The organism is Erwinia phyllosphaerae, assembly GCF_019132875.1.
In the GTDB taxonomy this organism is placed as follows: Bacteria; Pseudomonadota; Gammaproteobacteria; order Enterobacterales; family Enterobacteriaceae; genus Erwinia; species Erwinia phyllosphaerae.
The window spans coordinates 107,772-128,096 of the sequence record NZ_JAHSPF010000005.1 but is presented as its reverse complement, the minus strand read 5'-3'; the positions used below and the strand labels follow the sequence as shown (position 1 = coordinate 128,096).

The 20,325-nt window shown below is 54.1% G+C and carries 19 protein-coding genes; 10 read left to right on the top strand and 9 right to left on the bottom strand.

Annotated elements, in window-relative coordinates:
* The first annotated feature begins 92 nt into the window (after positions 1-92).
* Complete coding sequence (locus KUE00_RS10800) at positions 93-599, top strand: YjjA family protein (RefSeq protein WP_246759882.1); 507 nt, start codon at positions 93-95, stop codon at positions 597-599.
* Positions 600-726: 127 nt separating this feature from the next.
* Here KUE00_RS10800 and KUE00_RS10795 read toward each other — a convergent pair whose 3' ends face one another.
* The gene (locus KUE00_RS10795) at positions 727-1,347 is read right to left on the bottom strand and encodes a LysE family translocator (RefSeq protein ID WP_246759881.1); all 621 of its coding nucleotides are present in this window, start codon (positions 1,345-1,347) and stop codon (positions 727-729) included.
* 100 nt (positions 1,348-1,447) lie between these two features.
* Between KUE00_RS10795 and KUE00_RS10790 the strand changes: the two genes are divergently transcribed.
* Positions 1,448-2,731 carry a DUF445 domain-containing protein gene (locus tag KUE00_RS10790; protein ID WP_246759880.1) on the top strand — a complete coding sequence of 428 codons (1,284 nt, stop codon included), beginning with the start codon at positions 1,448-1,450 and terminating at the stop codon, positions 2,729-2,731.
* 145 nt (positions 2,732-2,876) lie between these two features.
* Here KUE00_RS10790 and KUE00_RS10785 read toward each other — a convergent pair whose 3' ends face one another.
* The 4 genes from KUE00_RS10785 to lptF form a co-directional block, all read right to left on the bottom strand.
* The gene (locus KUE00_RS10785; protein WP_246759879.1) at positions 2,877-3,944 is read right to left on the bottom strand and encodes a YsnF/AvaK domain-containing protein; all 1,068 of its coding nucleotides are present in this window, start codon (positions 3,942-3,944) and stop codon (positions 2,877-2,879) included.
* 21 nt (positions 3,945-3,965) lie between these two features.
* On the bottom strand, positions 3,966-4,373 hold the full coding sequence (locus KUE00_RS10780) for a YsnF/AvaK domain-containing protein (protein ID WP_246759878.1): 408 nt from the start codon (positions 4,371-4,373) through the stop codon (positions 3,966-3,968).
* A 482-nt stretch (positions 4,374-4,855) separates the two neighbouring features.
* Positions 4,856-5,932, bottom strand: coding sequence for an LPS export ABC transporter permease LptG (gene lptG, locus KUE00_RS10775; RefSeq protein ID WP_246759877.1), 1,077 nt, complete (start codon positions 5,930-5,932; stop codon positions 4,856-4,858).
* Positions 5,932-7,032 (bottom strand): LPS export ABC transporter permease LptF, encoded by a 1,101-nt coding sequence (gene lptF / locus KUE00_RS10770; RefSeq protein ID WP_246759876.1) that lies wholly within the window; start codon positions 7,030-7,032, stop codon positions 5,932-5,934. The genes lptG and lptF overlap by 1 nt, the downstream gene beginning before the upstream one ends.
* A 381-nt stretch (positions 7,033-7,413) precedes the next feature.
* Between lptF and pepA the strand changes: the two genes are divergently transcribed.
* The 5 genes from pepA to KUE00_RS10745 all read left to right on the top strand — a co-directional run bounded on the left by pepA (position 7,414) and on the right by KUE00_RS10745 (position 13,618).
* Positions 7,414-8,922 (top strand): leucyl aminopeptidase, encoded by a 1,509-nt coding sequence (pepA, locus tag KUE00_RS10765; RefSeq protein WP_246759875.1) that lies wholly within the window; start codon positions 7,414-7,416, stop codon positions 8,920-8,922.
* Between the two features lie 3 nt (positions 8,923-8,925).
* Complete coding sequence (locus KUE00_RS10760) at positions 8,926-9,384, top strand: DNA polymerase III subunit chi (RefSeq protein ID WP_246759874.1); 459 nt, start codon at positions 8,926-8,928, stop codon at positions 9,382-9,384.
* A gap of 5 nt (positions 9,385-9,389) precedes the next feature.
* Positions 9,390-12,245, top strand: a complete 2,856-nt coding sequence (locus tag KUE00_RS10755; protein ID WP_246759872.1) for a valine--tRNA ligase — start codon at positions 9,390-9,392, stop codon at positions 12,243-12,245.
* Positions 12,246-12,419: 174 nt separating this feature from the next.
* Complete coding sequence (gene cybB, locus KUE00_RS10750; protein ID WP_246759871.1) at positions 12,420-12,959, top strand: cytochrome b561; 540 nt, start codon at positions 12,420-12,422, stop codon at positions 12,957-12,959.
* A 155-nt stretch (positions 12,960-13,114) separates the two neighbouring features.
* Positions 13,115-13,618, top strand: a complete 504-nt coding sequence (locus KUE00_RS10745) for a GNAT family N-acetyltransferase (RefSeq protein ID WP_246759870.1) — start codon at positions 13,115-13,117, stop codon at positions 13,616-13,618.
* Between the two features lie 124 nt (positions 13,619-13,742).
* Here KUE00_RS10745 and KUE00_RS10740 read toward each other — a convergent pair whose 3' ends face one another.
* The 4 genes from KUE00_RS10740 to rraB form a co-directional block, all read right to left on the bottom strand.
* Positions 13,743-14,483: a histidine phosphatase family protein gene (locus KUE00_RS10740; protein WP_246759869.1), complete on the bottom strand. Its 741-nt coding sequence runs from the start codon at positions 14,481-14,483 to the stop codon at positions 13,743-13,745.
* Between the two features lie 12 nt (positions 14,484-14,495).
* A complete protein-coding gene (locus KUE00_RS10735) occupies positions 14,496-15,803 on the bottom strand; it encodes an OprD family porin (RefSeq protein ID WP_246759868.1) in 1,308 nt (435 codons plus the stop codon).
* A 348-nt stretch (positions 15,804-16,151) separates the two neighbouring features.
* Entirely contained in the window at positions 16,152-16,916 is a 765-nt protein-coding gene (gene miaE / locus KUE00_RS10730) for a tRNA isopentenyl-2-thiomethyl-A-37 hydroxylase MiaE (protein WP_246759867.1), read from the bottom strand.
* 130 nt (positions 16,917-17,046) lie between these two features.
* Positions 17,047-17,469 carry a ribonuclease E inhibitor RraB gene (gene rraB / locus KUE00_RS10725; RefSeq protein ID WP_246759866.1) on the bottom strand — a complete coding sequence of 141 codons (423 nt, stop codon included), beginning with the start codon at positions 17,467-17,469 and terminating at the stop codon, positions 17,047-17,049.
* Between the two features lie 158 nt (positions 17,470-17,627).
* Between rraB and argF the strand changes: the two genes are divergently transcribed.
* The 3 genes from argF (at position 17,628) to pyrI (ending at position 20,289) form a co-directional block, all read left to right on the top strand.
* Complete coding sequence (gene argF / locus KUE00_RS10720; protein ID WP_246759865.1) at positions 17,628-18,638, top strand: ornithine carbamoyltransferase; 1,011 nt, start codon at positions 17,628-17,630, stop codon at positions 18,636-18,638.
* Between the two features lie 238 nt (positions 18,639-18,876).
* Positions 18,877-19,812 carry an aspartate carbamoyltransferase gene (gene pyrB, locus KUE00_RS10715; RefSeq protein WP_246759864.1) on the top strand — a complete coding sequence of 312 codons (936 nt, stop codon included), beginning with the start codon at positions 18,877-18,879 and terminating at the stop codon, positions 19,810-19,812.
* Positions 19,813-19,824: 12 nt separating this feature from the next.
* On the top strand, positions 19,825-20,289 hold the full coding sequence (gene pyrI, locus KUE00_RS10710) for an aspartate carbamoyltransferase regulatory subunit (RefSeq protein ID WP_246759863.1): 465 nt from the start codon (positions 19,825-19,827) through the stop codon (positions 20,287-20,289).
* Positions 20,290-20,325 lie beyond the last annotated feature (36 nt).

Genomic DNA, 20,325 nt, shown 5'->3' with positions numbered 1-20,325 from the left:
CCGGGAACTCCATGTAGATCCCGTAGTCCGACTGTGGAGATCGGTGCGAGACGGGGTTGGATCGCGCCGGACAATTCAAATAGGGTATAAAAATGAAAGCAGCAACTAAGATAGCTTTGGCCTTGACGGTTTCTTCATCCTTGTTTGCCGGTGTGGCTTCTGCTGCCAGCTGGCAGGATCAGCTTAGCAGCGCAGCGAATTCGCTGAGCCAGAACAACTCTGGCACTACCGCGAACAGCGGACAAAACGGCACAACTTCATTAGGCGCGCTGAGCGGCCTGCTGAACGGCGGCAACCAGCAGCTCAGTTCCAACAGCATGACCAATGCCGCAGGCGTGCTGCAATACTGCGTGCAGAATAACGTGGTGAACAACAACGTTAGCTCGGTTAAAGATCAGCTGATGAGCAAACTGGGCCTGACCGATACCACCAAAGCGCAGGAAACTACCGACTATAAACAGGGCCTGATGGGATTACTGAATACCGGCAGCGACCAGCAGGTGAACCTGAAAAGCCTGGGTAATACGGAGCTGGGCAAAAAGGTGAAAACCAAGGCCTGCGACCTGGTCTTAAAACAGAGTAAACAGTTTATCTCTTAATAAGCTGGCGAGGCTGTCCCCTCGCCTGCCTTCCCCGGCCACGGATGGCTACGACCCGCTCGAGTTCCCTGCCCCTGTCGCCACAACTCATAGAAACCTGGCTATTTCCCTCATTTTCGGCAATCCGCTATTTCACAATCAGCTTAACCCCCAGCGCCGCCATTACGCTACCGCCAATACGATCAAATACGGCCTTATAACGCAGATAAGTTTTACGCGGGCCGCTGGAAGACAGCGCGTAGGCCACAAAGGCGTACCACAAACCATCCACAACCAGCGCAGCAGTCGGCAATGCTACATACATCGCTGGCGTGATATGGCTCGGCAGCAGTGCAGCGAAGATCCCGGCAAAAACTACCGCCGTTTTCGGATTGCTGATTTGCGTGAGAAAAGCGCTCATCAATGCACGGCGAAAGCTTTTGCCCGCGCTGGCGTTCTTGTCCACATCCAGTGGCTTATGGGCATGGCGAAACATCTTAAACGCCATCCACAGCAAGTAGAGGCCGCCCACGGTTTTTAACGTCAGCCATAGCCACGGCACCGCCGCCAGTAGCGTATGCAAGCCCAGCAAGGCAACCAGCGCAATCACAACTGCTCCCATGCCCATTCCCAATGCCGCGCCCATACCCGCGCGTCGTGAAGATGCGACCGCCGTGCGCGCCACCAGAATAAAACTGGGGCCGGGGCTCATCGCGCCCAGCGCCAGCGCGCCGGATATCGTGGCTACTGCAATCAGGTTCGCGTCCATTTTTTTCCTCGCTACAAAAATAAATAAACTACAGCAACCGCTCTTTTCTGCCATCCTGATGGCGTTGTTTTTTTATAAGGTTAAACCGGGCTACGCTTTTATGAACAAAGAAACCGAACTGGCGAAAGCCAAACGTCTGCCGCTGCTGCTGCTTTGCGGCGCGGCTCTCCTGTTTATCGCGACGGTGCTTTATCCCTTATGGCGACCGGCGAACCTGTGGATCGGCGCGTTAAAAGCGGTATCCGAAGCGGCAATGGTCGGCGCGCTGGCGGACTGGTTCGCGGTCAGCGCGCTGTTTCGTCGCGTACCCATCCCGCTGGTTGGTCGCCATACGGCCATTATTCCCCGCAATAAAGATCGCATCGCCGATAACCTTGCGCTGTTTGTGCAGGACAAATTCCTTAATACCGATTCGCTGTTGGCGCTGATCCGCCGTCACGATCCGGCACAGATTATTGCTGGCTGGCTGAGTGCGCCAGCCAATGCCGCCAGGCTTAGCGGCTATCTGTTAAAAGTGGGGCGCGGCTTCCTGGATCTGGCCGATGACTCGCGTATCCAGGCTTTTATGCGTCGTGCCATTCATAAAGCGATCGATAAAGTAGATTTAACCCAGTCTGCCGCAATGGTGCTGGAAAGCCTGACCAAAAATAACCGTCATCAGGCGCTGCTCGACGATGCAATTGCTCAGCTGCTGCATCTGGTCAATAAGCCCACCACGCACGAATTTATTGCGCAGCAGGTGATGCGCTGGCTGAAGCGCGAGCATCCCATCAAAGAAAAAATGCTGCCGACGGAATGGGTTGGCGAAAAAAGTGCCGAACTGGCGGCGAACGCGGTGAAGTCCATTCTCAATGATATCGAACAGGACGGCGCACACGAGCTGCGTCTGGGCTTTAACCGTGCGGTGCAGCGCCTGATTGAACGGCTGCGCAGCGATCCGGAAATGGAGCTGAAAGCCGAAGAGATCAAAACCTATCTGAAGCAGGATGAGGCGCTCAACACCTATATCGCCCAGATTTGGGGCGATTTGCGGAACTGGCTGAAGCAGGATCTGGATAAAGAAGATTCGGTACTGCACGGCAAGGTTAGCGCCGCTGCGCAGTGGCTGGGCGAAACGCTGACCCAGGATGCCCAGCTGCGCACTTCGCTGAACCAGCACATGGAAGAAGCCGCCGTTAGCGTCGCGCCGGAGTTTTCAGAATTTTTAAGCCGTCATATCAGCGATACGGTAAAAAGCTGGGATGCCAGAGATATGTCGCATCAGGTGGAATTAAATATCGGCAAGGATCTACAGCGGATACGCATTAACGGCACCGTGGTTGGCGGCGCTATCGGCCTGCTGCTATGGGTGCTGTCGCTGCTGCCTGCGCTGCTGTCACGATAATCTGGCAAGGGGTTTTACATGTTACTGGCCTGCCGCAAAGAACAGATTGGTCAGCGATTCATGGTTACGTCCGCATAAAAAAAACCCGCGTCACCAGGACGCGGGCTGCATATCTTCCACTAAAGCGTTGTCAGCTTACCGGGAATCAGTACTTCTTGTCGGTCAAGTTGTTTGGTGCCATTTTGTCATCGGTCAGCTCGTTTTCACGCAGACGGTTCTCGTTAAGAGTCACGTCATCTTTAAGCGCGTTGTTACTGCCGGTCAGGTTATTTTGCATACGGTTTTCATTGGTATGCTCAACTTCCACTTCCTGACGACGTACGCTGTCTTTCACCGTTTCAACACGGGCGGTTTCTTCACCGCGCAGGCCTACTTCTTCTTTAATGCGTGCGGTTTTCGCCACGGTTGGGATCTCGTGAGATTCCTCAACCTCAATGGTTTTATCTGACCAGTCCACATCGTTCAGATAGGCTGGCTCATCTACCGCGTGACGGAATACTTCTGCATGCTGATCGAACAGCGAAATATCTTCCGAGACTTCATCTTCTACCGTAAAGCGACGCAGACGTACGGAACCGTCGTTAATCTGGCGTTTGCCGATATCAACCTGCTCTTCCGCCAGCTTCAGCGAATCACGATTGGTTTCGGAAACGGCCATATCTGCACGGTCGCGATTGATCAGCGAATCCTGCTCGTTTCTTAATGCGTCACGTTCGTTGATGGCATCACGGTTATCCATCAGCGTGTCGTCTGCCAGCGTGCCGCCATTCGCGATATTATTGGTGGTGTTAAGATCGTTATTTAACGACGTATCGCGATTGCCGGACAGCAGGCCACGGTCATTGGTTTCGCCTGCAAAGTTGCGATTAATCGGATCGCGGTCCGTGTGGCTCAGTGAAGAGTAGTCAGCAGCAAAGGCGCTTAACTCCTGTTCAATGTGGTCAGCTTCATCTTTCGGTGCACGAACGGTCAGCAGCACGCCGCCTGAGCGCAGGGCTTTGCTGTATTCGCTGGCGTAGTTGTCATCAACGTCATCGCCAAACAGGCGCTGCCAGAAGCTTGGGTGACGGATCTCTTTATCTTCTACGCGTAATCTCTCACCGGAGATGATATCAATGTTTTTCTCTGCAATACCTTCGACGATCAATTTCTGTTTTGCCGCTTCCGCCTGAGTAACTTCGTTAAACGCGGTGACAATTTTTTCATGTGACATAAATAGATCCTCGTAAATAGGTTAAGGTTTCTGTTTCGTAATTTTAACTTCCTGATTACGCAGAGTGACTTTCTGCTGAAACTCTTCTTTATTAACGTGCTTGCGAATATGAATTTCTTCCTTAAGCACTTTTTTTGTGATTATTTCGACCTGCTCTTCAATCACGGGAATAATAAGCACATCCCCTTCCTGACGAATTTCAGCGGAATAATCATCGGCAACCTGATAATTCTTTGCGACGTGTTCGATTTCGACATTTTCCCTGGCCAGCTCGGTTTCCAGTAACTTCTCTACGTGGTGCGTAGAGCGGGTCAGACTAATCCGACTGTCAACCTTGCGCTGCTTAGTAATGTGAGCCTGCTCTTCAGCAAGCGGCATCGACACAACGTCATCAATTTTTTCAGCAAGCGGCGCGTTTTTATTTCCCATAAAATCAGCCTCTGAGATTTAAAATCATGAGCAATTTATTTGCTCGCCGCTATGTTTTGTTGCACACGCCATTAATAGTAGTAGACTGTTGCGGGATTGCCTGGCAAATTAAGCGGCAAAATGTAACAGATTTTGTAAATGACTTAACTATATATACATTAATTATTTTTTTAAATTAACGGAACTAACGACAAATATAGTTGACTGCGCATGCGCGTTGCCTTTAATAAAGCGAGAATGGCGTACGCAACCAGCTAAAAATAAAGGAAAACAGGCCCACAGCGAAACGGGTAAATACCGTGCTTTGCTGCACGGGAAAAATCGTGCCAGAACCTGACAAAGGATGATCAGAACAAAGTACGCCAGAACCTGACAAAGGATAGTCAGAACAAAGTGCGCGGGAACCGGGCAGAAGAAGCCGCAGACGAGCGTCTGCGGCGGCAGAACCTGATGGCACCAGTAGGCCGGTGCCTCAGCAGTACCTAACGGCGCTTCAGCAGCATATAAATGCTGATGGCCATAAAAGCGGCGCTCGGCAGCAGCGCACCAAGCACGGGTGGAATGTTATAAACCAGGCTTAGCGGGCCGAAAATCTGGTCCAGCACGTAGAACAGGAAGCCAAAGCTAATCCCCGTCACCACACGCATTCCCATCGACACGCTGCGCAGCGGGCCAAAGATAAATGACAGCGCCATCAGCATCATTACCGCGACGGAGAGCGGCTGGAAGATTTTGCTCCACATATTCAGCTGATAGCGGCCGGCAACCTGTCCGCTCTGCTTGAGGTATTTGCTGTAGTTATACAGGCCGCGAATGGACAACGCGTCCGGGTCCAGCGCCACCACGCCCAGCTTGTCCGGCGTCAGTGAGGTTTTCCATTCGCCGGTCAACGTCTGGCTGCCCGTTACCTGTTTTGGATTGGTCAGATCGGACTCGTCTACCTCCGACAGCTCCCACACCTTTTTATTCTTATCGTATTTTGCAGAAGCGGCATAGCGCACCGACTGCAGGCGACGCTCTTTGTTGAAGTTGTAGATACTGATGCCACCCAGCTCGCTGTTGTCCTTCAGGCTTTCGATATAGATAAAGTTATCGCCATCCTTTGCCCACAGGCCGTTTTGCGTGGAGAGCAGCGAGCCGCCCACCAGCTGCTGCGCACGATAGTTACGCGCCATCTGCTCGCCCTGCGGTGCCACGAATTCGCCAATCGCCATCGTCAGCAACACCAGCGGAATCGCCGTTTTCATTACCGACGCGGCAATCTGCATCCGCGTAAAGCCAGAAGCCTGCATGACCACCAGCTCGCTGCGCTGCGCCAGCGCGCCCAGGCCCAGCAAAGCGCCCAGCAGCGCCGCCATCGGGAAGAAAATCTCGATGTCTTTTGGCACGCTCAGGATGGTATACAAACCGGCACCCAGGGCGGTGTAGTCGCCCTGGCCAGTTTTGCGTAGCTGGTCGACAAATTTGATGATGCCGGAGAGCGACACCAGCATAAACAGCGTCGCCATGATGGTATTGAAAATCGTTTTACCGATATATCTGTCGAGAACGCCAAACATCAGACCGAGCCTCCTCTGGTAAAACGAGCGCGCAGGCGGCGCATCGGCACCGTATCCCACAGGTTGAGCACAATCGCCAGCGCCAGATAAGAAAGGTTGACCACCCACATCCAGATAGCCGGATCGAGCCGCCCTTTCGCCCCGCTGGAGCGCAGCGAGCTCTGCAACAGGAAGAACACCAGATAGAGCAACATGGCAGGCAGCATTGAGAGCACGCGTCCCTGACGTGGATTCACCACGCTAAGCGGCACCACCATCAGCGCCATCACCAGCACCGAGAAAACCAGCGTCAGGCGCCAGTGCAGCTCGCTGCGGAACTCCGGCTTGCTGGAATGCTTCAACGCGTTGAAGTTCATCTGCTCGGCGTCGTTCGGATCCAGCAGCACTTCCTGGTGTCCAACAATCGCCTGATAGTTCTGGAAATCGGTAATGCGGAAATCGCGCAGCAGCGCCGTGCCTTCAAAGCGCGTGCCCTTATCCAGCGTCACGACCTGAGAGCCATCCGCTCGCTGCGTCATATGGCCTTTATCTGCCAGCACCACCGACGGACGCGCGTTGCCTTTAGGCCGCAGCTGCGCCAGGAAAACATTGCCAAAATTGTTGCCTTTGACGTTTTCGATAAACAGTACTGACTGACCGTCGCCGGACTGCTGGAACTGACCGGCAGCCAGCGCCGCCGCGCCTGGATTGGCTTTGGCGTTTTTGGTCACCTCGTTCTGATAGCGCGCCGACCACGGCCCCAGCCAGGCGACGTTAGCCGTTGCGACCACGGCGGTGAAAAACATCAGTACCATCGCCGCCTTGACCAGCACGGCCTTGCTCAGGCCGCAGGCGTGCATCACCGTGATTTCACTCTCGGTGTACAGACGCCCCAGCGTCATCAAAATGGCTAAAAACAGACTTAAAGGCAGAATCAGCTGCGCCATCTCTGAAATGCCAAGGCCGAGTAATGTCAGAACTAAATTTGTGGGGATTTCGCCATCCGCCGCGGCTCCCAGGATCCTGACTAACTTCTGACAAAAGAAGATCAGCAGCAGAATAAAGAGGATAGCCAGCTGGCTTTTGAGCGTTTCTCTTACCAGATATCTAATGATAATCACGCTGAATACGCCTGTGAAAACTTGTCTTTTTGCAGGAAAATCGATAGTTTCATCGCTTATACGCCATTTTTTCTCATCAATGGCCTCGGTCATAGCTAAACTAGTATGACAATAATCACGTTCTGGTGATGCAAATTTTTGCTTTTATCCAGACTATCCGGTGCTATAGCAAGGCGGCAAAACCTTCATTTCATGCGTAAACGCCTGGGATGAAAACTGTGCAGCCAACGCGGTTTTAGCATCAGACAGAAAGGAAAAATCATCCGAACTAAATCTGACGACCGTTACGCTAACGGCGTGTTGCTCCGCGCACTATGCGGCCAACAAGCGCTACATTCTAGCCGCAGCAAGCGCCGTTGTCTTTAAGATTCAGGAGAGTGCATGGAGTTCAGTGTAAAAAGCGGTAGCCCGGAAAAACAGCGCAGTGCCTGTATTGTGGTTGGCGTGTTTGAGCCGCGCAGGCTGTCACCGATTGCTGAACAGCTGGATAAAATCAGCGATGGCTACATCAGCGCCCTGCTGCGCCGCGGCGAACTGGAAGGGAAACCAGGCCAGACGCTGCTGCTGCACCACGTGCCCAACATCCTGTCCGAGCGCATTTTACTGATCGGCTGTGGCAAAGAGCGCGAGCTGGATGAGCGCCAGTATAAGCAGGTAATTCAAAAAACGATTAACACGCTGAACGATACCGGCTCTATGGAAGCGGTCTGCTTTCTGACCGAACTGCACGTGAAAGGACGCAACACCTACTGGAAAGTGCGCCAGGCGGTAGAAACCTCGAAGGAGACGCTCTACAGCTTCGACCAGCTGAAAAGCAATAAGGTGGAACCGCGTCGTCCGCTGCGTAAAATGGTGTTCAACGTTCCAACCCGCCGTGAACTGACCAGCGGCGAGCGCGCTATTCAGCACGGCCTTGCCGTCGCCGCTGGCGTTAAGGCCGCGAAAGATCTCGGCAACATGCCGCCAAACATCTGTAACGCCGCCTATCTGGCCTCTCAGGCGCGCCAGCTGGCAGACGCCTGGAAAAACATCACTACGCGCGTGATTGGCGAACAGCAGATGAAAGAACTGGGCATGAACGCCTATCTCGCCGTCGGTCAGGGCTCGCAAAACGAATCGCTGATGTCGGTTATTGAATATAAAGGCAGCCCGGATGCGGATGCCCGTCCCATCGTACTGGTAGGCAAAGGCGTAACCTTTGATTCCGGCGGCATCTCTATTAAGCCTGGCGAAGCCATGGACGAGATGAAATACGATATGTGCGGCGCGGCTTCCGTTTATGGCGTCATGCGTATGGTCGCCGAGCTGAACCTGCCGCTGAACGTCGTCGGCGTGCTGGCGGGCTGCGAAAACATGCCTGGCGGCCGTGCCTATCGTCCTGGCGACGTGCTGACCACCATGTCCGGCCAGACCGTTGAAGTGCTGAATACCGATGCGGAAGGACGCCTGGTGCTGTGCGACGCGCTGACCTACGTCGAGCGATTCGATCCGGAAGTGGTGATTGATATCGCTACCCTGACAGGGGCCTGCGTGATTGCTCTGGGCCACCACGTCAGCGGCCTGCTGTCGAACCACAATCCGCTGGCGCACGAGCTGATCGGTGCTTCCGAACAGGCTGGCGACCGCGCGTGGCGTCTGCCGATGGCGGACGAGTATCAGGAGCAGCTGGATTCCAACTTTGCCGATATGGCGAATATTGGCGGCCGTCCCGGCGGCGCGATTACCGCAGCCTGCTTCCTGGCCCGCTTCACGCGTAAATATAACTGGGCGCATCTGGATATTGCCGGTACCGCCTGGCGCTCCGGCAAGGCCAAAGGCGCCACCGGTCGTCCGGTCGCGCTGCTGTCGCAGTTCCTGCTGAACCGCGCCGGTCTGAACGGCGACGATTAAAACATGAAAAACGCCACCTTCTATCTGCTGGAAAGCGATACGCCGGTTGACGGGCTGAGCGCGCAGGAAGCGCTGGTCTGCGAGCTGGCCGAAACGCGCTGGCGCGAGGGAAAGCGAGTGCTGGTTGCCTGCGTGGATGAAGCGCAGGCGATCCGCCTGGATGAAGCGTTATGGCAGCGTCCGGCCAACGCCTTTGTACCGCACAATCTGGCGGGCGAAGGGCCGAAATATGGCGCGCCGGTCGAGCTGGCCTGGCCGCAGCGTCGCGGCAACGCGCCCAGAGATCTGCTGATCAGCCTGCTGCCGCAGTTTGCAGATTTTGCCACCGCTTTCCAGGAAGTGATAGACTTCGTGCCTTACGAAGAAGAATTGAAACAGCTGGCGCGCGATCGCTATAAAGCCTATCGCAGCGTCGGATTCCACTTGAATACGGCCACGCCGCCCGTGCCCCCAACGACATAGCAGACATGGAAAAGACATATAACCCGCAAGATATCGAACAGCCGCTCTACGAGCACTGGGAACAGCAGGGCTACTTTAAGCCGAACGGCAACACCAGCCAGGAAAGCTTCTGCATCATGATCCCGCCGCCGAACGTCACCGGTAGCTTGCACATGGGTCATGCGTTCCAGCAAACCATCATGGATACCATGATCCGTTACCAGCGCATGCAGGGAAAAAACACCCTGTGGCAGGCGGGCACGGACCATGCGGGCATCGCCACGCAGATGGTAGTAGAGCGTAAAATCGCCGCTGAAGAAGGCAAAACGCGTAAAGACTACGGTCGCGACGCCTTTATCGAAAAAATCTGGCAGTGGAAGGCTGAATCCGGCGGCACCATCACGCGCCAGATGCGCCGTCTGGGCAACTCCGTGGACTGGGAGCGCGAGCGCTTTACCATGGATGACGGCCTTTCCAACGCGGTAAAAGAAGTATTTGTGCGCCTGTATAAAGAGAACCTGATTTATCGCGGCAAGCGCCTGGTAAACTGGGATCCCAAACTGCGCACCGCTATCTCTGACCTGGAAGTGGAAAACCGCGAGTCGAAAGGCTCGATGTGGCATATCCGCTATCCGTTAGCCGACGGCGCAAAAACTGCCGACGGTAAAGATTATCTGGTAGTGGCCACTACCCGTCCTGAGACGGTGCTGGGCGATACCGGCGTGGCCGTTAACCCGGAAGATCCGCGCTATAAAGATCTGATTGGCAAATTTATCGTGCTGCCGCTGGTAAACCGCCGCATTCCTGTTGTCGGTGACGAACACGCCGATATGGAAAAAGGCACCGGCTGCGTGAAAATCACGCCAGCGCACGACTTTAACGACTATGAAGTTGGCCGTCGTCACAAGCTGCCGATGATCAACATCCTGACCTTTGACGGCGATATCCGCGACGTTGCGCAGGTTTACGATACCAACGGCGAAGAGTCCGACGTTTATGCCAGCGATATTCCGGCTGAATTCCAGAAGCTGGAGCGTTTTGCCGCGCGTAAAGCTATTGTTGCCGCTATTGACGCGCTGGGCCTGCTGGACGAAATCAAACCGCACGACCTGACCGTGCCTTACGGCGATCGCGGTGGCGTAGTGATTGAGCCGATGCTGACCGACCAGTGGTACGTGCGCACCGCGCCGCTGGCGAAAGTAGCGGTAGAAGCCGTTGAGCAAGGCGACATCCAGTTCGTGCCTAAGCAGTACGAAAACATGTACTTCTCCTGGATGCGCGATATTCAGGACTGGTGTATTTCGCGTCAGCTGTGGTGGGGTCACCGCATCCCTGCCTGGTACGATGCCGAAGGCAACGTCTACGTGGGCCGCACGGAAGAAGAAGTGCGTGCGGAAAACAACCTTGGTGCAGACGTAGCGCTGAATCAGGATGAAGATGTGCTCGACACCTGGTTCTCTTCCGGCCTGTGGACATTCTCCACGCTGGGCTGGCCTGAGAAGACCCCTGACCTGAGCACCTTCCATCCAACCAGCGTGCTGGTCAGCGGCTTTGACATCATTTTCTTCTGGATCGCCCGCATGATCATGCTGACCATGCACTTCATCAAAGATGAAGACGGCAAGCCGCAGGTGCCGTTCAAGACCGTCTATATGACCGGTCTGATCCGCGATGAAGAAGGCCAGAAGATGTCCAAGTCGAAAGGCAACGTCATCGATCCGCTGGATATGGTTGACGGCATTTCGCTGGAAGATCTGCTTGCCAAGCGCACGGGCAACATGATGCAGCCGCAGCTGGCGGAGAAAATCCGCAAGCGCACCGAGAAACAGTTCCCGAACGGTATCGAACCGCACGGCACCGACGCGCTGCGCTTTACGCTGGCCGCGCTGGCCTCTACCGGTCGCGATATCAACTGGGATATGAAACGCCTGGAAGGCTACCGCAACTTCTGTAACAAGCTGTGGAACGCCAGCCGCTTTGTGCTGATGAACACCCAGGATCAGGACTGCGGCTTTAACGGCGGCGAGCTGGAACTGTCGCTGGCGGATCGCTGGATCATTGCCGAGTTCAACCAGACGGTGAAAGCTTATCGCGGCGCGCTGGACAGCTATCGTTTCGATATCGCTGCCAACATTCTGTATGAGTTCACCTGGAACCAGTTCTGTGACTGGTATCTGGAGCTGGCCAAGCCGGTAATGAACGGGGGGTCAGAAGCGCAGCTGCGCGGCACGCGTAATACGCTGGTTAACGTACTGGAAGCCCTGCTGCGCCTGGCGCATCCGATTATTCCGTTTATTACCGAAACCATCTGGCAGCAGGTGAAAGTGCTGAAAAATATCAGCGACGACACCATCATGCTGCAGCCGATGCCGGAGTTCGAAGAAGCGAAGGTCGATGAAGCGGCACTGAGCGATACTGAATGGCTGAAGCAGGCGATTGTCGCGGTGCGTAATATCCGTGCCGAGATGAACCTGGCTCCTTCTAAGCCGCTGGAAGTGATGCTGCGTGGCGCAAGCGCCGACGTGGTGCGTCGCGTTAACGACAATCACAACTTCCTGAAAACGCTGGCGCGTCTGGACAGCCTGACCTGTCTGACCGCTGACGACAAAGCGCCGGTCTCCGTCACCAAGATTATCGACGGTGCGGAGCTGCTGATCCCGATGGCGGGCCTGGTGGATAAAACCGCCGAGCTGGAGCGTCTGGCGAAGGAAGTGAGCAAGCTGGAAGTGGAAATCGGCAAGATTGAAGGCAAGCTCTCTAACGAAGGCTTTGTATCCCGGGCACCTGAAGCCGTCGTGGCGAAAGAGCGCGAGCGCATGACCGAGTTCGAGCAGGCGAAAGCCAAACTGATTGAGCAGCAGGCGGTTATCAAAGCGCTGTAATGCTTTTGCCCCGCCTGCTGGCGGGGCAATTTAATATCGGTGCACCTTAGCTCAACCCGTTACCAATAACACCTCGCCCGGCGAGGTGTTTTTTTTGCGCAAAATTCCGTCCAAATATATCTTTAAGAAAATAGTGGTAGATTAGCGTTCTGTTATTTTTTAAGGATAAAAGAGATGTCTGATAACTATGCCAGGCCGCAGATTGCCTTTCACTGGCTAACGGTGATTTTACTGACTATCGCCTATGCCGCGATTGAACTGCGGGGCTTTGCCGTACGGGGTTCCTGGCAAGGTTTTGCACTGATCGTTACGCATTTCAGCGCCGGTTTTAGCGTGCTGGTGGTGATGCTGCTGCGTCTTTTGCTACGCAGTCGCCATCGCAGCCCGGCAATTACGCCACCGATAGCGCGCTGGCAGAAAGGGCTTTCACATGCGGTTCACAGCGCGCTGTACACATTGTTTATCGTGCTTCCCATACTTGGCCTTTCCTCTCGTTATCTTTCAGGCCGTCAGTGGTGGCTGTTTGGCATCGCCATGCCGTCATCAGATAATCCCAACCCGGTACTGGCGAAAACGCTGATTCACTGGCACGAAACGCTGGCGCCTTTAGGCTACTGGCTAATCGGACTGCACGCGCTGGCCGCCCTCTTTCATCACTATTTTCTCAAAGATAATACGCTGCTGCGCATGATGCCTTCGCGGCGTATCAGGTAAAAAAGGGGCGAGAAGCCCGTACTACGGCGAAAACCGCCTTTTTTCAGGCCCCAGCGGCAGGCCGACGCTTAGACTGGCAGGAAAGCGGATGATTGCATCCTTATTCGTCGGATGTTATTACACTGCCAGACAATCCAAAAAAACGGCACTGCTTTATGATTAACACGCTTCCGGACAACGTGCGGGTTCGACCTATTGAGCCTGCAGACAACCCTTTTATCGCTAACGTCATCCGCGACGTTTCGGCCGAGTTTGGTCTGACCGCCGATAAAGGCTTCACGGTGGCCGATCCCAATCTCGATCGTCTTTGTGAACTCTATCGCCAGCCGAACAGCGCCTATTGGGTGGTGGAGCTGGAGGGTAAGATTATGGGCGGCGGCGGCGTTGCGCCTCTACAGGGTAGCGATGCAGACGTTTGCGAGCTGCAAAAAATGTATTTTATGCCGCAGCTGCGCGGCATGGGTATTGCAAAAGCGCTGGCGCTGCAGGCGATGGACTACGCTCGTGAAAGGGGCTTTAAGCGCTGCTATCTGGAAACCACCGCTTCGCTGACTCGCGCAGTGCGGCTGTATGAGCATCTGGGTTTCCAGCATATAGACGGGCCGATGGGCAACACCGGCCACGTGGATTGCGAAGTTACCATGCTGCGTTCGCTATAACGGCGCGGCGTAGCGCAGTAACGTTAACCACGATTAGCCGCGCTGGAATAATTTTAGGGCTTCTCCATTGCGCTATGCAGCCCAGGCTAGCCGTAACCAGGCGGTGCCTGATACTGGCTTCCGGCTATGAGCCACGCTGCACATAGCTCAGATCGTCAATGGCTTCGATAATAAACTGCCCGGCATCGGTATAGCGGATACGGGTGACGCTGGCATTGCTGAGCGAACGAGTCAGCGTTTTATCATCAAGCTCATGCAGCAGTGTCATAATCGTCATGCCGTGCGTAACAACCAGCACGTTGCCCCCGCCCTTTTGCTGCGCGTCACGGGCAATTGCCTTTACCGCTGCCATCACCCGTTGGGCAACCTGCGCATAGCTTTCTGCCTGTTTTGCCGGATCGGCCGCGTGGATCATATCGACAATATCGACAATGTTGATTTTGCCGCTGGTAAAGGCCGTCATCAGCTGCGGACCGGAAGCATAACCGCCCTTTTTAGCCGAAGCGATAAGCATATTGTCGTTAGTATCCCCCTCGAAAGATCCGAAGAAAACTTCCCTTAGCCCCTGGCGCTCCCGTACGGGCAGCGTTTTCTCGCGCGGTTCCAGGATCAGCTGCGCGGTTTCTCTGGCCCTGCCCGAATCGCTGCTCCAGGCGGCAACAAAGTCCACCGTTTTTAGCCCGCGCCCCGCTTTTCTGGCTACCTCTACGCCTTCTGCCGTTAATGGCGTATCGCTCCAGCCCTGGGCACGATGCACGGTGTTAAACAGCGTTTTGCCGTGCCGAACCATATACAGCTCTACATCAGCGGCAAAGCAGCTGCTGATACCAAATATAATCGTTAAAAAAAGCAGTATTTTTTTCATGGTGACTCCTTATTATAAAAGGCCGAATTTCCACGTTATGCCAACTTCGGCAGAAAGGCTGGGGGAACGCATATAATCGCCATCCGCATTCAAAATGGGCGTCGCGTTATAATTTTTATATGACCAGCCATAACCAAGCTGTGCGGCTACCGTTAAACCACTTAAACTTTTTTCAGCAGGCCGCCAGCGATTTATCCAGGTTATTTCACCGGTACGAATATTTTTATCCTTATACTCGAACTGGCCATAATTAAGCTGGAGAGCGGTGGCCAGGCTTTCGCTAAGCTGATATTCGCTGAAGGCCGTCAATGCCAGCTCGCCGTCGCGCATATAATCTTTGCCCGCCGACGTTAACGCGCTAAAGCGGCCGCGCGTATTTTTTCCCATATGGCGGTCGTAATATCCTACGCCGTTGGTCTTATCCGCCTGCGTATAGGCCACGCCCAGTTTGTGTATCCAGCGATTATCGCGCAGCTGAACTTCTCCCGCGTAGTGCCAGGCGTCGTTGTCGAACTGCTTTTTACTCTGCGGCATCGCCTTATAGTCTTCCAGCGCGTGGCTGCCGTAAATCTGCGAGGCCAGCGTCCACTGCGTCGTAAGCGGATAATTGATTTCCAGCAGGTTGCGGCGCAAATAGCGCTTTGATTCGCCCCAGCCGTAAGCCAGCGACAGGTCACCCGCTTTATAGGTAATACCGCTGGTAAAAATACGGCTAATTTCTTTATTGTTCGCCGTCAGGAACCGCACGCGATTGGGCGCATCGTACTGAATGGAGTGCGTAACCCAGGCCGCATCCAGCTGGACGTTTTGCCACGACAGCGCGCCGCTGTAGCCCAGATAGCTGTTGCGGGAAAGGCGATAGGTGTCGCTCAGCACGCCGACGTTTTTCAGCTGGTGCCAGCCGCCTTTGGCACGCAGGCCAAAGTCATCATCACCCAGTCTCAGCTTGATATAGCGCTGGCCAAAGCGGCCAAAACCGCCGGCGTTGCTTTTGTTGAATCCTTCCCCGTGGTTATAGAGCATGCCGCGCGTGACGAAATAGTCGCTGGCTGCCAGCCTGACGGCCCGGGTGTAGCTGGCGTCAAACCCTACGGCATCCCACAGCCAGCCGGAGCGGAAGTCGAGCGTTGCCGCCTGGCCCCAGGCGTTGTGTACCTCTTTAGGCTGCGCCTCGTTCTCTTTCAGGTATTTCCAGTGGTTACGCAGCGTGAGATCGAGGTGCGTGTCGTTCAAAAAACGCTGAAATTCATTGCTGTTTTCTTCTGCATGCGCAGTAACAGCGACTAATAAAGCCAGTAAAAAAACGTTCCTGTTTTTCATTTCCATCTTCCTTGTTTATTGTTTTAAACCAACGCTATCCCCATATAATAAAATTCATTGATTCCACTATAGCTTTTAATAAAACCCAAAAAAAGAAACTGAAAAAACTAATCACGCCGGGGAATATACACCTGAAAATATTGAAGAGCAGCACAAAAAGCACAACCTGTGAGATGCGCCGCAAAAAATAAAAAAGTGAAAAGGTGAGAAATAAATGAAATTAGTTGTTCCGTTAACGACTCTGATTAAATGGAATAAATAGTAAAAAATGGCAGGCTTTCCATATTATTAAGGCGTCAATAATGACGCCCACGATAAGGCTATGCTTTTTGATAAAACGGTATAACGCTATAGCCAGTCAGGAACGCCACTATGAAAGCGTAGCTCGCTGTCCGGTTCCGTTATTAATTTTGCTTCGGTCTCGCCAATTTTACGCACGCGATGGGTAATGTCCGTTGCGGATATGTCCGCCGCCAGCGCCAGATAATCCTGATAGTGCCGTGCTTCAGAACGCAGGAGGGATACGTAAAAAGCCGCCAGCTCGTCGTCCAGAAAAGGGGCCAGGCTGGCAAACCGCTCGCAGGAGCGCGCTTCTATATAAGCACCGCAAATCAGCTTGTCCACCAGCGTTTGCGGCTCGTGAGTGGTTACTTCACGCAGTAAGCCTTTTGCGTAGCGGCTGGCGGTGATTTTGACGTAGGGAATATGACGCGCCTGCATAATTTCCAGTACCTGATAAAAGTGATGCAGTTCTTCTTTAATCAGCAGCACCATCTTATCCACCAGCGCGTCGCCATAAGGCACTTCGGCACGGCTGATAATGGTTTTTGACAGCGCCTTATGCTGCTCCAGAAAGGCCAGCTCGGCGTTCTCGCTGTGAACAAACTGCTCCCACGGCTTCAGCCAGGCCAGCAGCGCATCGCCGCTCTCTTTATCCGCCACGTATTTACGGATCAGCCACATGGCGGTCTGAGCGGCCTTCAGCTCGCAGACAAGATGATCGGTAAGCAGCAGCGGCAAATTTTCCGGCCTGCGGGCTTCATCAATCCATTTTTGCGGCGTACGGCAATGCAGAAAAGCGTGGACGGGAGCAAGAAGATGGTCGGTAATCATGCGTACAGCGGTTCCGTATCAGAAAGGGAATGTTGCTTCAGGCAGCGTTGAAAAGAGGTGAGACAAAGAATAACGGGCAATCAGTGCGGCACAAAAAATTGTGCGGGCGGAACAGCGCCGCCCGCCGGGATTAGTGACGCGTACCGTTATCTTCTTCGTCGATATAGTCGCCGTCTTCGTCTTCTTCGTCCTCGGCGTCAGGATCTTCGAAATAGGTTCCCCAGCCGTCGTAGTCAACGTTATATTTAGCCGCCAGGTCAATCAGCTGTTCAACCTGTGCATCAATCAGCTCGGCGTTCAGCGCCGCTTCGCTGAGGATATCGCAGCACATGACTTTGCTGCCATCTTCCAGCTCCAGCTCTTCCGGCTCGGTCACTTCATAACCCAGCTTGAACGCATCTACCGCCGCCTTTTCCAGCGCGTCGAAGCTGTCGCAGGAGAGGTGGTGTTCGATGGTATAGAGCGCATCCGGGTCGCTGCCATCGTCCAACAGCTCTTCAATAATCAGCCGCGTCTCTTCACGCTGCTCTTCCAGCAATGCTTCATTTGCCATGATCCGTTCCTCTGTGTGTGGCATCTCTGGTAAGTATTTTCCCACAGTGTCCTTCGCGCCACTACCTTTAAAGAAAAGTTTCTGCGCCCCCGGGTTGAAAATGAATATTAATACAGTTAGATTGAATTTTAATTCAATAACTATCTCCGGAGCGTCCTATGAGTCAGCTATATCAACGCCATTTTCTCAGGCTGCTGGATTTTACCCAGGCCGAAATTACCGCTTTGCTGGCGCTGGCCGCCACCTTAAAAACCGCGAAAAAAAATGGTGAAGAAGTTCAGCATCTGAAAGGCAAAAACATCGCGCTCATCTTCGAAAAAGACTCGACCCGTACCCGATGCTCTTTCGAAGTTGCCGCTTACGATCAGGGCGCGAACGTGACTTATCTGGGGCCAAGCGGCAGTCAGATTGGCCATAAAGAGTCGATGAAGGATACCGCGCGCGTGCTGGGACGTATGTATGACGGCATTCAATATCGCGGTCACGGTCAGCCGCTGGTAGAGGCGCTGGCGGAACATGCGGGCGTGCCGGTCTGGAACGGCTTAACCAACGAGTTTCACCCTACGCAGCTGCTGGCCGACTTACTGACTATGCAGGAACATCTGCCGGAAAAACCGTTCAGCGAGATGGTTTTCGCCTATGTGGGTGACGCGCAAAACAATATGGGCAACACCATGATGGAAGCGGCGGCGCTGGTAGGACTGGATCTGCGTCTGGTAGCGCCAAAAGGCTGCTGGCCGGATGAAGCGCTGGTTAACGAGTGTCGTCTCGCGGCGCAAAAGTCCGGCGGCAAAATTACGCTGACGGAAGATATTGCTGAAGGTGTTAACGGCGCGGATTTCATCTATACCGATGTTTGGGTATCTATGGGCGAACCAAAAGAAGTGTGGCAAGAGCGTATCGCCCTACTGCGCGCCTATCAGGTAAACAGCGCTATGCTGAAGCTCACGGGCAATCCGCAGGTTAAGTTCTTACACTGCCTGCCCGCTTTCCATGACGATCAAACCACGTTAGGCCAGCAGATGGCGGAACAGTACGATCTGCACGGCGGTATGGAAGTCACCAACGAGGTGTTTGAATCGGCGCACAGCGTGGTCTTCGATCAGGCGGAAAACCGTCTGCACACTATCAAAGCCGTGATGGTGGCGACGCTGGCGAAGCTACCCTGATTTTCCGCCAGGCAAACGATTACTTTTGCTTGCTGCCGCGCGACGAAGGCGTATAATGCCCCCCGTTTGCCTGGAGGATGCATGAAACTGAGTACTGCTGACATGGTTAAAATGACGCGTCTGAATGCCGGCGGGCAGTGCCGTTTTTCCTCCTTTCCGATCCTAAAAAAAGCCCCTCAATGAGGGGCTTTTTTTTGTCCATTTTTCAGCTTAGCGGCACGCGTAAAGGAGAGTGAACATGGCTAATCCGCTGTATCACAAACACATTATCTCAATTAACGATCTCAGCCGTGAAGAGCTGGAGCTGGCGCTGCGCACCGCCGCCAGCCTGAAAGCAACGCCGCAGCCGGAGCTGTTAAAGCACAAGGTTATTGCCAGCTGCTTCTTTGAAGCTTCAACCCGCACGCGTTTGTCTTTTGAGAGCGCGATGCATCGCCTGGGTGCCGCTGTGGTGGGCTTTGCTGACGGCAGCAATACGTCGCTGGGCAAGAAAGGCGAAACGCTGGCCGATACGATTTCCGTAATCGGCACCTATGTTGACGCTATCGTTATGCGCCATCCGCAGGAAGGTGCCGCGCGTCTGGCAACGGAGTTTTCCGGCGGTATACCGATTCTTAACGCGGGCGATGGTGCCAACCAGCATCCCACGCAGACGCTGCTGGATCTTTTCACTATTCAGGAAACGCAGGGTCGCCTGAGCAACCTGAATATCGCGATGGTTGGCGATTTGAAATATGGCCGCACCGTGCATTCGCTGGCGCAGGCGCTGGCGAAGTTTGACGGCAACCGTTTTCTGTTTATCGCGCCGGATGCGCTGGCGATGCCGTCCTACATTACCGATATGCTCGACGAGAAAGGAATCGCGTGGAGCCGTCACGACAGCATTGAAGAAGTCGTGCCGCAGGTTGATATTCTTTATATGACTCGCGTGCAGAAAGAGCGGCTGGATCCGTCGGAATACGCCAACGTGAAGGCGCAATTTATTCTGCGCGCCGCCGACCTGGCTGGCGCTCGCGCCACGATGAAAGTGCTGCATCCGCTGCCGCGCATTGATGAAATCACTACCGATGTCGATGCCACGCCGCACGCCTGGTATTTTCAGCAGGCCGGCAACGGCATTTTCGCCCGTCAGGCACTGCTGGCGCTGGTGCTGAACAGTGAACTGGATTTGTAAGAGGAACTGACGATGACACAAGACAATAAACTCCAGGTCGAAGCGATCAAGCGCGGCACGGTAATCGATCATATTCCGGCGCAGGTTGGTTTTAAGCTGCTGTCGCTGTTTCGCCTGACGGAAACCGATCAGCGCATCACCATCGGGCTGAATCTGCCTTCTGGCGAGCTGGGGCGCAAAGATCTGATCAAGATTGAGAACACCTTTCTGACCGAAGATCAGATCAATCAGCTGGCCGTCTATGCGCCGCACGCCACGGTAAACCGCATCGATAATTATGACGTGGTCGGCAAAATTTCGCCGACGCTGCCGGACAATATTGAACGCGTGCTGACCTGCCCCAACAGCAACTGCATCAGCCGCAGCGAGCCGGTTCACTCCAGCTTTGCGGTAAAAAAACGCAATGATAACGTGCAGTTAAAGTGCAAATACTGCGAAAAAGAGTTTGCGCGCCACGTGGTAATGGCAAACTGGTAATCAGTTTTAAGCGGCTTATAATGGCCCGGTTCCGGT